The sequence below is a fragment of the Nonomuraea sp. IBHARD001 genome (assembly GCF_056106265.1).
In genome coordinates this window covers 1720421-1732138 of record NZ_JBWBBW010000002.1, presented here as the reverse complement: position 1 = coordinate 1732138, position 11718 = coordinate 1720421, and the positions used below count along the sequence as shown (strand labels likewise).

15 protein-coding genes are annotated in these 11718 nt (G+C 69.2%); 7 read left to right on the top strand and 8 right to left on the bottom strand.

The window, feature by feature from the left end; translation table 11 throughout:
- Positions 1-40: 40 nt before the first annotated feature.
- The 6 genes from ACTWNK_RS10130 (at position 41) to ACTWNK_RS10105 (ending at position 5542) form a co-directional block, all read left to right on the top strand.
- On the top strand, positions 41-868 hold the full coding sequence (locus ACTWNK_RS10130; protein ID WP_474303625.1) for an ABC transporter ATP-binding protein: 828 nt from the start codon (positions 41-43) through the stop codon (positions 866-868).
- Positions 865-1689, top strand: coding sequence for an ABC transporter permease (locus ACTWNK_RS10125; RefSeq protein ID WP_474303624.1), 825 nt, complete (start codon positions 865-867; stop codon positions 1687-1689). Before ACTWNK_RS10130 ends, ACTWNK_RS10125 begins: the two co-directional genes overlap by 4 nt.
- Positions 1647-2834, top strand: coding sequence for a sensor histidine kinase (locus ACTWNK_RS10120; protein WP_474303623.1), 1188 nt, complete (start codon positions 1647-1649; stop codon positions 2832-2834). The genes ACTWNK_RS10125 and ACTWNK_RS10120 overlap by 43 nt, the downstream gene beginning before the upstream one ends.
- Entirely contained in the window at positions 2831-3454 is a 624-nt protein-coding gene (locus ACTWNK_RS10115; RefSeq protein ID WP_474303622.1) for a response regulator, read from the top strand. The genes ACTWNK_RS10120 and ACTWNK_RS10115 overlap by 4 nt, the downstream gene beginning before the upstream one ends.
- 237 nt (positions 3455-3691) lie before the next feature.
- Positions 3692-4237 (top strand): TetR/AcrR family transcriptional regulator, encoded by a 546-nt coding sequence (locus ACTWNK_RS10110; RefSeq protein WP_474303621.1) that lies wholly within the window; start codon positions 3692-3694, stop codon positions 4235-4237.
- Between the two features lie 57 nt (positions 4238-4294).
- Positions 4295-5542: a polysaccharide deacetylase family protein gene (locus tag ACTWNK_RS10105; RefSeq protein WP_474303620.1), complete on the top strand. Its 1248-nt coding sequence runs from the start codon at positions 4295-4297 to the stop codon at positions 5540-5542.
- A 92-nt stretch (positions 5543-5634) separates the two neighbouring features.
- Here the strand turns inward: ACTWNK_RS10105 and ACTWNK_RS10100 are convergent, their stop codons facing one another.
- The 6 genes from ACTWNK_RS10100 to ACTWNK_RS10075 form a co-directional block, all read right to left on the bottom strand.
- A complete protein-coding gene (locus tag ACTWNK_RS10100; protein ID WP_474303619.1) occupies positions 5635-5952 on the bottom strand; it encodes an STAS domain-containing protein in 318 nt (105 codons plus the stop codon).
- A 195-nt stretch (positions 5953-6147) separates the two neighbouring features.
- Complete coding sequence (locus ACTWNK_RS10095; protein WP_474303617.1) at positions 6148-6741, bottom strand: response regulator; 594 nt, start codon at positions 6739-6741, stop codon at positions 6148-6150.
- Between the two features lie 34 nt (positions 6742-6775).
- Positions 6776-7897 carry a sensor histidine kinase gene (locus ACTWNK_RS10090; RefSeq protein WP_474303616.1) on the bottom strand — a complete coding sequence of 374 codons (1122 nt, stop codon included), beginning with the start codon at positions 7895-7897 and terminating at the stop codon, positions 6776-6778.
- A gap of 10 nt (positions 7898-7907) precedes the next feature.
- Complete coding sequence (locus ACTWNK_RS10085; RefSeq protein WP_474303615.1) at positions 7908-8354, bottom strand: hypothetical protein; 447 nt, start codon at positions 8352-8354, stop codon at positions 7908-7910.
- Positions 8355-8374: 20 nt separating this feature from the next.
- Positions 8375-9169, bottom strand: coding sequence for an ABC transporter permease (locus ACTWNK_RS10080; RefSeq protein WP_474303614.1), 795 nt, complete (start codon positions 9167-9169; stop codon positions 8375-8377).
- Positions 9169-10164: an ABC transporter ATP-binding protein gene (locus ACTWNK_RS10075; protein WP_474303613.1), complete on the bottom strand. Its 996-nt coding sequence runs from the start codon at positions 10162-10164 to the stop codon at positions 9169-9171. Before ACTWNK_RS10075 ends, ACTWNK_RS10080 begins: the two co-directional genes overlap by 1 nt.
- Positions 10165-10271: 107 nt before the next feature.
- Here ACTWNK_RS10075 and ACTWNK_RS10070 point away from each other — a divergent pair, with 107 nt between their 5' ends.
- The gene (locus tag ACTWNK_RS10070; protein ID WP_474303612.1) at positions 10272-10862 is read left to right on the top strand and encodes a cob(I)yrinic acid a,c-diamide adenosyltransferase; all 591 of its coding nucleotides are present in this window, start codon (positions 10272-10274) and stop codon (positions 10860-10862) included.
- Here ACTWNK_RS10070 and ACTWNK_RS10065 read toward each other — a convergent pair.
- Together ACTWNK_RS10065 and ACTWNK_RS10060 are read right to left on the bottom strand one after the other, a co-directional pair.
- Positions 10859-11233 (bottom strand): DUF2550 domain-containing protein, encoded by a 375-nt coding sequence (locus ACTWNK_RS10065; protein ID WP_474303611.1) that lies wholly within the window; start codon positions 11231-11233, stop codon positions 10859-10861. The genes ACTWNK_RS10070 and ACTWNK_RS10065 overlap by 4 nt on opposite strands.
- Positions 11234-11262: 29 nt before the next feature.
- Positions 11263-11664: a F0F1 ATP synthase subunit epsilon gene (locus ACTWNK_RS10060; protein WP_474303610.1), complete on the bottom strand. Its 402-nt coding sequence runs from the start codon at positions 11662-11664 to the stop codon at positions 11263-11265.
- Positions 11665-11718: the final 54 nt, after the last annotated feature.

Sequence of the window (11718 nt, the reverse complement as noted above, 5' to 3'; positions counted from 1 at the left end):
GAAGGTGTCGCCAGGGCGGGCCACGCAGGACGCTTGGGTCATGACCACAGCAGTGAGCGTCAAAGGACTGACCAAGCGCTACGGGGACATCGAGGCGGTCGGCGGGCTCGATCTGGAGATCCGCACCGGCGAGACCTTCGCCATTCTCGGGCCCAACGGCGCGGGCAAGTCCACCACCGTGGAGATCCTCGAAGGTCACCGCAAGCGTGACGGCGGCGAGGTCAGCGTGCTGGGCGTCGACCCGGCCAAGGGTGACCGGGCCTGGCGGGCCAGGATCGGCATCGTGCTGCAGTCGGCGGGCGACGCGGCCGACGCCACCGTACGCGAGGTGGTGCGGCACTTCGCCGCCTACTACCCCTCGCCGCTCGACCCCGACGACGTGATCGCCCGCGTCGGCCTGACCGAGGCGGCGGGCCGCAGGGTAGGCAAGCTGTCGGGCGGCCAGCGGCGGCGCGTCGACGTGGCGCTCGGCCTCGTCGGGCAGCCTGACCTGGTCTTCCTCGACGAGCCGACGACCGGGTTCGACCCCGAGGCCAGGCGGCAGTTCTGGGACCTGATCCGCTCCCTCGAGGACACCACGATCGTCCTCACCACCCACTACCTGGACGAGGCCGAGGCACTGGCCGACAGGGTGGCGGTGATCGCCCGCGGCCGGATCGTGGCCGAGGGCACGCCCTCGACGCTCGGCGGCAGGGAGAGCGCGCGCGCACTGGTGTCGTGGGCCGACGGCGAGGTCTCGACCGAGACGCCGACCAAGACCGTGGCCGAGCTGATCCAGCGCTACGACGGCGAGATCCCCGGCCTCACCGTCACCCGCCCGACCCTGGAGGACATCTACCTGAAGCTGATCGAGGAGAACGCCTCATGACCACGACCCTGACCCCCGCCAAGACGGCCACCCTGCCGGGCGCCATCGCCCTGGGCGTCCTGCGCGGCGGCTACGAGACCAAGCTGTTCTTCAGGGACCGCGAGCAGGTCGTCTTCACCTTCGCCTTCCCGATCGTGCTGCTGATGCTGTTCGGCTCGATCTTCAGCGGCACCGTCAACGACGGCGGCGTCACAGTCGCCCAGCTCTACACCGCGGCGCTCATCGGCGCGGGCGTGATGAGCGTCAGCTTCCAGAACCTGGGCATCGCCATCGCCATCGAGCGTGACGAGGGCGGCCTGAAGCGCCTGGCCGGAACACCGATGCCGAAGTCGGCCTACTTCATCGGCAAGACGCTCAGCGTGCTGCTCATCGCCGCGATCGAGGTGGCCCTGCTGCTGACCGTCGGCGTGCTCATGTACGACGTGCAGCTGCCGACCGAGTGGCTCACCTTCGCCTGGATCTTCGTACTCGGCCTGACCGCCTCCACGCTGCTCGGCATCGCCTTCAGCAGCCTGCCGAAGTCGGCCAAGAGCGCGTCCGCGGTGATCACGCTGCCGTTCGTGGTGCTGCAGTTCATCTCGGGGGTGTTCATCCCCTTCACCGAGCTGCCGCGCTGGCTGGTGGACGTGTCGTCGTTCTTCCCGCTGAAGTGGATCTGCCAGGGGTTCAGGTCGGTCTTCGTCGGCGACGCCGGTGTCGGGCTCGAACTCACCGACTCCTACGAACTGGACCGCGTGGCCCTGGTGCTGGCAGCCTGGGTCGTCGGAGGCTTGGTGCTGTGCCTGACGACGTTCCGATGGAAGAGCCGACGCGACGGATGAGCGCCGTCGGGCCGCACGCATGGGAGAAGATGTGGGGCTGGGACCTGCTCTTCGGAGTGGTCCTGGCCCTGGAGGCCTCCTTCCTGCTGCTCAGCGACTACCGGGGCGGGGCCAAGGCGGCCACGATCGCCCTGCTCGCCGCGCTGGTGCTGCTGTACGTGAGCTTCGGCAGGCCGGCGATCGTGGTCGAGGACAGACGGCGGGGCGCGATCTACATCGCACTCGTCGTCTGCCTGTTCCTGCCGATCTCCATGATCGCGCCGGAGACGACGTTCATGCTGTTCGGGCTGTGCCCGCAGTGCTTCATGGCGCTGCCGCCCAAGTCGGCGGTGATCGGCGTGGTCGGCCTGGCGGTGGGGCCGGGTGTCAGGTTCTCGCTGATGAGCAGGTCGTTCGAGGACGCCTTCGACTTTCTCGTGCTCATCACGATTGTGATCTTCTTCTCGGCCGCCTTCGGGGTGTGGGTGGAGAACATCACCCAGCAGAGCCGCGACCGGGCGCACCTGATCGAGGAGCTGGAGGCGAGCAGGGCCGAGGTGGCCAGGCTCTCGGCCGAGCGCGGCGCACTCGACGAGCGCGAACGGCTGGCCGGTGAGATCCACGACACGCTGGCCCAGGGGTTCACCAGCATCATCATGCTGATCCAGGCGGCCGAGGCGCAGCCCGATCCGCGTCGTCATCTCGCGCTCGCCGTACAGACCGCCAAGGACAATCTGGCCGAGGCGCGGGCGCTGGTCGCGGCGCTCGGTCCGGCGCCGCTGACCTCCTCCACACTGGAGGAGGCGCTGCGCAGGCTCACCTCGGGGCTCGGCGAGGAGCTGGGGCTCGGGGCGTGCTTCGAGATGCGCGGGCTGTCGAGGCCGGTGCCGCCGCAGATCGAGGTGGTGCTGATCAGGACCCTCCAGGAGGGCCTGGCCAATGTCCGCAGGCACGCGGAGGCGGCGGCGCTGCGGGTGACACTGGAGTACGGCAAGGAGCTGGTGAGCCTGCGAGTCGCCGACGACGGCAAGGGATTCGCGGTCGGGCGAGGGGAGGGGTTCGGATTGCGCGGCATGCGAATCAGGGTGGAGCAGGCGGGCGGCTCGCTGTCGGTGTCCAGCACACCCGGCGCCGGAACGACACTGGAGCTGGCGGTGCCCGCATGATCAGACTCCTGATCGTCGACGACCACCCCGTCGTACGCGAGGGCCTGCGCGGCATGCTGGAGGCCGCTCCAGGGCTGCAGGTGGCGGGCGAGGCCGCATCCGGCGACGAGGCCGTGGCCAGGGCGCGCGAGCTGACGCCCGACGTGATCCTGATGGACCTGCGCATGCCGGGCGGCGACGGGGTCGGCGCCATCGCCAGCATCCTGGCCGAGCGCCAGAGCTGCCGGGTGATCGTGCTGACCACCTACGAGAGCGACAAGGACATCGTGCGCGCGGTCGAGGCGGGTGCGGCGGGCTACCTGCTCAAGGAGACGAGCAGGCCCGACCTGATCGCGGCGATCCACGCGGCGGCGCGCGGCGAGACCGTGCTGTCGCCGTCGGTGGCGACCAGGCTGGTGACGCGGATGCGGGCGCCGGTCGCCGACTCGCTGTCGCCGCGCGAGGTGGAGGTGCTGGCCCTGGTGGCCAAGGGCCTGACCAATGCCGACATCGGCAGGTCGCTGTTCATCAGCGAAACCACCGTCAAGACGCATCTGCTGCGCATCTTCGGCAAACTGGGGGTGTCGGACCGCACGGCCGCGGTCACGACGGCGATGGCCAGGGGCCTGCTGAGCGCGTAGGGCCCAAAACGGCGTGTGGTGGAGGTGTCCGATCAGTTTGACCGACTGATCAGACTTGTTACTCTCACGCACGGCCAACGCAGGAGATAATGTCACGCTCTTCCCGAAATAAGATCGTCCGTCCATAATTGTGGGTTCTGGGGGCTCACGATCATGCTTGGCGGGTGGAATTTGAACGCACGGTCTTACCGTGGGATGTCAGCGGAGGAAAGGCTCGCGGACAGACGTGAGAGGCTCATGAGTGCTGCCTACACGCTCTACGCGAAGCCGGGATTCGCGGCCACGACCATCGAGCGGCTCTGCACGGAGGCACGCATCTCCAACCGCGCCTTCTATGAATGCTTCGCGGGCCGGGAGGAACTGCTCCAGGCATTGCACGAGCGCTGCATCGACGAAACGCTCGATGCCGTGTCCAAAGCCCTCCAGGATGCTCCCCCAACCCCCGAAGGGCGGATATCGAGCGGGATTTCGGCCTATATCGTATTCGCGACCCAAGACTGGCGGCGGGCCCGGATCATGCATCTGGAGGTACGCCGAGCCGGTGACATACTGGCCGGATCGCGGCAGCGAGCCATAGAGGCATTCGCCAGGATCGTCGAGGAAGCCTCGTCGGAATTCACCGAACCGTTGCGCATCAGCAAGCACCTGCTTGCGCTGGGTTTGATTGGAGCGCTGCAAGAGCTGCTCATCGAATGGGTACTCGCCGACGATCCACCATCGGTTGACGAGCTGGTCAGAACCGCTGTCCACATCTTCAGCAGATCTTTCGCGGCATTATCCTGACCTGTCCTTGGTGATGCGCGGCCAGGTTCTGATTACGGAGCGTGATTACATGACCGGGTGAGACGGGGGATTATTACACCGGTAATCGGCATCTCGGTCGCCCTGCTCGCCGCCGCGTGCGGCCAGGTCACCGCTGTGCCGCTCAACGAGCGAATCGGCCTGACCGCGGAGGACTCCTCCCCCGCGCCCGCGCCCGAACAGAGCGCGCGGGCGGAGGAACGTGAGGCGGTGACCCGGGCCACCGCCTTCGAGGCCCGCCGCTCCTGGTGCCCCGAGTCGAGCGCACCCGGCACCCGGCTGATGCGCCAGGATTCCGGCCCCGACCTGATGCCGGGCGGCGAGCGCTGCCGCCTCAGGAGCACCGAGCGCCCGCCGCAGTTCGTCGTCATCTCCTTCGACGGCGCCGGGGTCGACGACCAGGGCTGGTTCCCCGCCTTCAGGCAGGCGGCCGAGCGCAACGACGCCTCGCTCACCTTCTTCCTGTCCGGCGTGTACATGCTGCCCGAGCACAAGGCCAGGCTGTACAAGGCGCCGGGCCACGCGCGGGGCGCCTCCGACATCGGCTTCCAGCGGCGCTCGCGGATGAGCGAGCAGGCCAGGGAGCTGAGCGCGGCCTGGCGCGAGGGGCACGAGATCGGCACGCACTTCAACGGACACTTCTGCGGCGCGAGCGGCGTCGGCTCCTGGCAGGCGGACGAATGGCGTCAGGAGCTGGAGCAGTTCTACTCCTTCGTGGAGAACTGGCGGGCCAACGCCGGACTCCAGGAGGAGGACGAACTGCCCTTCCGCATCCGCGACGTCGTGCGGGGCGGGCGCACGCCGTGCCTCGAAGGCGACCGCAAGGCGATGTTCTCGGCGTTCAACTCCTACGACTGGCGCTACGACGCCAGCGGCACGGGCACGGTGAGCTGGCCGCACAAGCGTGCGGGACTGTGGCAGTTCCCGCTGCCCAGTATCGAGATCCCCGGCACCGGGCGGCAGGTGCTCGGCATGGACTACAACTTCTTCGCCATCCAGTCCGGCGCGCGTACCCGCTCGCCCGAGAAGTGGGGCCGCTGGGAGCGCCAGACCACCCAGGCCTACATCCAGGCGGTCGACCGGGCTTCGGCGGGCGACCGCGCGCCGGTGTTCATCGGCAACCACTTCGAGAGCTGGAACGGCGGCATCTACATGCGTGCGCTGATCAAGCTCATGGACGAGGTCTGCACCAGGGACGAGGTGCGCTGCGTCTCGTTCGAGCAGCTGGCCGACTGGCTCGACGCACAGGAGCCCACCACGCTGGCCAAGCTGCGCGAGGAGACTTGAAGGACTGATTGAGGGCGGGTCACGGCTGATCGCCACCCGCCCTCGAATATGGTCGGCGTCCGGCAGATCCCCCCGAAATCACCGTCACCGTTTCAGGCCACCGCGGCAGCCGGCACCTCGACGCGGAGCACTCGATTCAGCCGAGTCACCGCCAGCACCCGCATGATCCGCGGGGGCACCCCCCTCAGTACGAGGTGGCGATCCGCGCTCAACGCGCGACGATGCGTGCCCACGAGCACCCCGAGGCCGGTGGCGTCGATCATCTCCAATGCGGAAAGGTCGACAATCAGGTCACCGTCTCCGGAATCGACTGCAGCGTGCAGTCGCGGGCGTACTCCAGCGACGGTTCCCACATCGAGCCTGGGCCCGACGTCGATCACCTGTGCTCCAGGTTTCCCCCGGACGCGCATGCCACCTCCTCAGGTCCGGCCGCCTCGACGGCCTGACTGGTTACGCTGCGTCCTGTCACTTCGCTACGCAACGTAGCCATACCATCCCACAGCGTCCCGACGAAGTGAACACCGACACCGTGTTTTCCGGCATCGCTCCTATTCGCTCGTTACTCTGGGTAATCCTGCGGGATCGGGCATCGCCCTCCTACCCCGTCAAAGCCATCCCATGTCTCGCGCCGTGGCGATGGCGGTGATGCGGTTGGTCGCCCCCAGCTTGGTGATCGCGCTCGACAGGTAGTTGCGTACGGTGCCCTCCGTCAGATGCATCGCGGCGGCGATCTCCGTCACCGACGACCCGGCCGCCGCGAGGGCCAGCGCGCCGCGCTCCCTGTCGGTGAGCGGCGACTCCCCCGCCATCATCGCCGAGGCCGCCATCTCCGGATCGAGGTAGCGCCCTCCGCCGTGCACCTTCCTGATCGCCGAGGCGAGCTCCTCGGCCGACGCGTCCTTCGGGATGAACCCGCGCACCCCCGCCGCCAGCGCCCGTCGCAGGTAGCCCGGCCTGCCGAAGCTGGTCAGGATGATGATCGCCCGTCCCGGCAGCGATTCGGCGACACTCAGTCCGTCCAGGCCCGGCATCTCGATGTCCAGCACGATCACATCGGGCCCGTGCTCGGCCACCGCCGCCACCACCTGGTCGCCCCGCCCGGCCTGGACCACCACCTCGATGTCGGGCTCCAGGTTCAGCAGGGCGGCGATCGCCTGCCTGATGAGATGCTCGTCGTCGGCGAGCAGCACACGGATCATCGTCTTCCCTCTCCACGTACGGCAGGCCGTACCCTCACGCGACCGGCACCGAGGCGCGCAGCCTGAACTCCCCTGCGGCGCCCGGCCCGGCCGTCAGCACGCCGCCGAGCGCGGTGACGCGTTCGGTCATCCCCGCCAGGCCGCTGCCAGGCAGGCTACCGGCGCGGCCCACGCCGTCGTTGGCCACCTCCAGTACCGCGACGCCGTCCTCGACCGTCAGCGCGATGCGGCAGGACGTGGCGCTGCTGTGCCTCAGGACGTTCGTGGTGCTCTCGCGGACGATCCAGGCCAGTGTGGTGCCGATCTCGTCCGGCAGGCCGTCCTGGGGCGCGGTGAGCACGCACCTGATGCCCGCGGCCTCCAGCACCGCCCTGACGGCACGCAGCTCGGCCTGCAGATCGACGGTACGGTAGCCGCGCACGACCGACCTGATCTCCCGCAGCGACTCCCTGGCCAGCCTGCGCACCTCGGCCATCTCGGCCGCCGCCTTGGCCGGATCGGCCTCGGCCAGCCGTACGGCCAGCTCGCTCTTGACCGCGATGGCCGAGAGGCTGTGGCCGACGGTGTCGTGCAGGTCGCGGGAGAAGCGCAGCCGCTCCTCCGTCACCGCCAGTTTGGCCTGCGCCTCCCTGCCCTCGTGCGCGTCCTTCACGACGGCCCAGAACCAGATCTGGAAGCGATTGGCCCCGGTCAGCGCCGCCGCCATCAGCGTGTAGAAGACGACTCCCTCGGGCATGCCGCCCACCAGCCACGCGGTGAACGGCCCGACGACCACACACAGCAGCGCGGCACGCGCCCTGCCGCCCTCCAACGCCACCAGCCCGGCCCAGACCGGCAGGGCGAGCACCCAGCCGAACGGATAGGTGATCGGCTCTTCGACGCCCTTGCTCACCACGATCACGACGATCAGCGCGGCGATCCCCGCGGCGTACCCCTGACGGCCGAGCCCCTGCCCCGCGATGACGCGCTGGACACCCCTGACGTACAGATAGGAGAACACGCCGAGCGCCACGAGAGCGGCGGCCAGGACGGGCAGCGCGGCGCCGGCCATGTTCCCGCCGAGCGTCTCCAGCGCCGCCCCGAACCACACACCCGCCAACCCGACGAGCAGCGACCAGAAGGTCACCTTCTTCAACTTGTCGTACTGAGTAAGCACAGTCCACAACCTACAAATCAGCCGCGCCCCACCCACCGACACGACAACCGACCAACCGATCAACCACGACGAGCCCGACGCCGACCAGACCGGCCGACAGCCCGGAGGACCACTCGGCGGTCAGCGCGTACGCCGCCACCCCCGCGACCCCGCACATCCCCGCCGCCCGCACCGGCCCGCCCTGCACCACCGACAGCCCGGCCCACGCCGACAACGCAGGCCACCATCCAGCCGTCATCGCCACCGCCACGGCCGCCGCCCCCGCGTACGTCACCGCGAGCGGCTGCTCCCGCCCGGCTGCGACGTGCTGGGCGGCACGGACATACAGGACGGAGAACACGCCGAGCGCCGCGAAGCCCGCCACCTGGGCGGGCGTTCGGGGGGTGGGCGACAGGAACGGGCCGAGCCAGGCTACGGGCAGTCCGAGCAGGAGCGGGACGAGCGGGCGGGTGCGCATGGTGGGCACCAACCTAGTGGTCAGGAGTGGCGGGGGTCCCAGCGGAAGAGCCATCTGGCCAGCAGGCCGGACACGACGATCCAGGCGAGCAGGATCGCGATCGAGGGCAGCGCCGCGACCCACTGGGCGCCCATCGACAGCTCGCCGCCCGCGGTGCCGTAGAAGTCGGCGCCGAAGAAGGCCGAGCGCATCATCTCGGCCACCGCGGTGACCGGCATGAACGTGGCGACCACCCGCATGGCGTCGGGCATCGAGTCGAGCGTCGCCACCGTGGGCGAGAGGAAGATCGCGATCATCAGCACCGGCAGCACCGCGATCTGCGCCATCTCGGCGTTCGGCGTGATCCCGGAGAAGGCGGCGGCCAGCAGGCCGAACACCGCCACGCCCAGTACGGCGGCCAGCAGCATGAGCGGGATGTTGGCCGGAAGCTCGCCGGTCGTGCGCTGGATCCAGATCATCACCAGCGCCACCTGCGCCAGGTAGATGCCCAGCGAGGCCAGCACCGGCCCGCCGAAGATGGCGACCGCCGAACTCTGCCCCCCGCGCAGCCGCTTGAGCACCAGCTCCTCACGCCTGGCGGTGAAGGAGTTCACCATGTTGACGAACACGGCGAACGTCAGCATCATCCCCGGCAGCCCGGCGAGCACGAACGTCGCCGAGTCGACGCCGCCCATCTCGCCGCTCACCGACGTGGAGAAGACGAAGACGAAGAACAACGGCATCAGCAGGATCGTGAACATCGCCGTGGTGTTGCGCCCGAGCAGCTTCAGGTCGACCCTGGCCAGGCGGATGACGTGCAGCACATCGGTACGCATCAGTTGTTCTCCTCGACAACGCGCAGGAAGACGTCCTCAAGGGTGCCGGGACGCACCTCAAGACGTTCAAGGGTCAGGTTGTTGCTCTCGGCCCACCCGAGCAGCGGCCACAGTGCGGCGTGCGCCCGGTCGGCCCCGCCCTTCACCGTGTAGAGCGCCCGCGTGTGCCCGTCGGCATGGCTGAGCACGGGCGCGCCCCCCGCCACGAACGGCAGCCCGTCGGCCAGCCGCCCCCTGAGCTCCCCCACCGAGTACGGCAGGCGGAAGGAGATCTGGTCCCCGGTCGTGGCGACGACCTCCTCGACCGTGCCGTAGGTCCGGATGACACCGCGATGCATGATCGCCAGCCGGTCGGCGAGCCGCTCGGCCTCCTCCAGGTAGTGCGTGGTGAGCAGCACGGTCGTGCCCTGCTCGCGCAGTTCGCCGATCACCCGCCAGGTGGCCAGCCTGGCCTCGGGGTCCATGCCCGTCGTCGGCTCGTCGAGGAAGAGCACCTCCGGCCTGGACAGGATCGCCAGCGCCAGGTCCAGCCTGCGCTTCTGGCCGCCCGACAGCTGGCGTACCTTCACCTTGGCCTTGTCGGTCAGGCCCACCGTGGCCAGCGGGTCGCCCGTCATCGGCTTACGCCCGGTGTCGGCGACCAGGCCCTTGCACAGCTGGATGGTCTCCGAGACCATCAGGTCGCCGAAGAACCCGGCCTCCTGCAGCATGATGCCGATCTTCGGCCGCAGCCGCCCGCGCTGGCGGTAGGGGTCGAGGCCCAGGACCCTGGCGCTGCCGGAACCCGCCTTGTTGAAGCCTTCGAGCACCTCCATCGTGGTGGTCTTGCCCGCCCCGTTGGTGCCCAGCAGAGCGAAGAGCTCGCCCGGACGCACCTGGAAGGAGATGCCCCGCACGGCCTCGAAGTCGCCGTAGCTCTGCCTGAGGTCCTCGACCTCGATCGCCGCCCGGCCGGTGCCGGTCTGCGTACCGGTCAGCTCCTGCTCTGTTCTCATGGGTCAATCGTGTCGGGAACGGCTACCGCGCTGTAGTCGCCGATATCACCGGCCCCGGATGGATCTCATGCCCCTCGTCGATGACATTTGTCATTACGCTGAATCCCATGACACGCGCAGACAAGGACAAGCCAGTCGTCCTCTCCACGATCTACACCCGCACCGGCGACGACGGCACCACCGCGCTGAGCGACATGAGCCGCACCGCCAAGACCGATCCGCGCCTGGCCGCCTATGCCGACGTCGAGGAGGCCAACGCCCTGCTCGGTGTCGCCCTGGCCCACGGCACGCTGCCCGAGGAGATCGCGGCTGTGCTCGGCAGGGTGCAGAACGAGCTGTTCGACGTGGGCGCCGACCTGGCGACACCCGTGGTGGCCGAGCCCGAGTTCCCGCCGCTGCGTGTCGAGCCGTCCTACATCGACTGGCTGGAGGAGCAGTGCGACCGCTTCAACGCCGGCCTACGGCCGCTGCGCAGCTTCATCCTGCCGGGAGGCGACCTGGCCACCGCCCAGCTCCACGTCGCCAGGGTGAGCGTACGGCGGGCCGAGCGCACGGCGTGGTCGGCCCTTGAGGCGCACGACGATGTGAACCCGCTGACGGCGAAGTACCTCAACCGCCTGTCGGACCTGCTGTTCATCCTGTGCCGTGTGGCGCACGACGGCTCGGAGATCCTCTGGAAGCCGGGCGGGACCCGCTAGGCGACGTCGAGGTAGGCGCTGGGCGGCGCCGACTCCAGCCAGGCCAGGAAGCCGGTGAGCGCGTCCTCGCTCATCGCGATCGACAGCCCGGCGCAGTCGACGGCCCACAGGCCGCCCTCCAGCGGGCGCCGGGTGGAAACAGTGAGGCCGCGCCTCGCGATCGCGTGGCGCGGCCTCAACCGCACACCCAGGAGGGGAATCCAGTGCAGTTCCCCGTCGGCGTAGCGGGCTACCCCGCTCTGCCAGCCGTGCTCGGCCACTCGCAGCCGGCACGGCACGCTCCCTCGGGAGCGGGCGAGTGCGAACCCGCGGAAGACGATGAGGGCCGCGCAGAGCAGCACCACTGCCAGAATCGTCAGCGTTGCCGCCATCGCCGCCCCCACCGGTCGTTACCGAAAGATCAGACCTCTTCGCCGGCCGCGCGCAGACGGGCCTTGGCCCGCTTGGCCTCGACCGCCGCGTCGGCGTCTTCCATGTTGCGCTCAAGCGAGGCCTGAGCCCGCTGCAGCGCGTCACGCGCCGCGGCGACGTCGACCTCGGAGCCGAGCTCGGCCGCCTCGGCCAGGATAGACACCTCGTTGTCGGCCACGGAGATGAATCCGCCGTGCACCGCCGCGACGAGGTCGCCCTCGGCGCCGCGCTTGACCCGCAGCACGCCGCCCTCGACGAGGACGCCGAGAACAGGGGCGGCTTGCGGCATAATACCGATCTCACCGTCCACGGTCTTGGCAATCACCATGTCGGCCTCGCCCGACCAGATCTCACGCTCAGGTGAGACGACACCTACCTGCAGCTTCGCCACGTGTGTAGGTTCCTTTCCTGATCAGGTGCGGGCACGGCAGGCCGCGCCCGCACC

Coding starts and splice junctions, on each gene's coding strand:
- ACTWNK_RS10130 (WP_474303625.1), top strand. CDS start 41: ATGACCACAGCAGTGAGCGTCAAAGGACTGACCAAGCGCTACGGGGAC.
- ACTWNK_RS10125 (WP_474303624.1), top strand. CDS start 865: ATGACCACGACCCTGACCCCCGCCAAGACGGCCACCCTGCCGGGCGCC.
- ACTWNK_RS10115 (WP_474303622.1), top strand. CDS start 2,831: ATGATCAGACTCCTGATCGTCGACGACCACCCCGTCGTACGCGAGGGC.
- ACTWNK_RS10110 (WP_474303621.1), top strand. CDS start 3,692: ATGAGTGCTGCCTACACGCTCTACGCGAAGCCGGGATTCGCGGCCACG.
- ACTWNK_RS10100 (WP_474303619.1), bottom strand. CDS start 5,952: ATGCGCGTCCGGGGGAAACCTGGAGCACAGGTGATCGACGTCGGGCCC.
- ACTWNK_RS10095 (WP_474303617.1), bottom strand. CDS start 6,741: ATGATCCGTGTGCTGCTCGCCGACGACGAGCATCTCATCAGGCAGGCG.
- ACTWNK_RS10085 (WP_474303615.1), bottom strand. CDS start 8,354: ATGCGCACCCGCCCGCTCGTCCCGCTCCTGCTCGGACTGCCCGTAGCC.
- ACTWNK_RS10080 (WP_474303614.1), bottom strand. CDS start 9,169: ATGCGTACCGATGTGCTGCACGTCATCCGCCTGGCCAGGGTCGACCTG.
- ACTWNK_RS10075 (WP_474303613.1), bottom strand. CDS start 10,164: ATGAGAACAGAGCAGGAGCTGACCGGTACGCAGACCGGCACCGGCCGG.
- ACTWNK_RS10070 (WP_474303612.1), top strand. CDS start 10,272: ATGACACGCGCAGACAAGGACAAGCCAGTCGTCCTCTCCACGATCTAC.
- ACTWNK_RS10065 (WP_474303611.1), bottom strand. CDS start 11,233: ATGGCGGCAACGCTGACGATTCTGGCAGTGGTGCTGCTCTGCGCGGCC.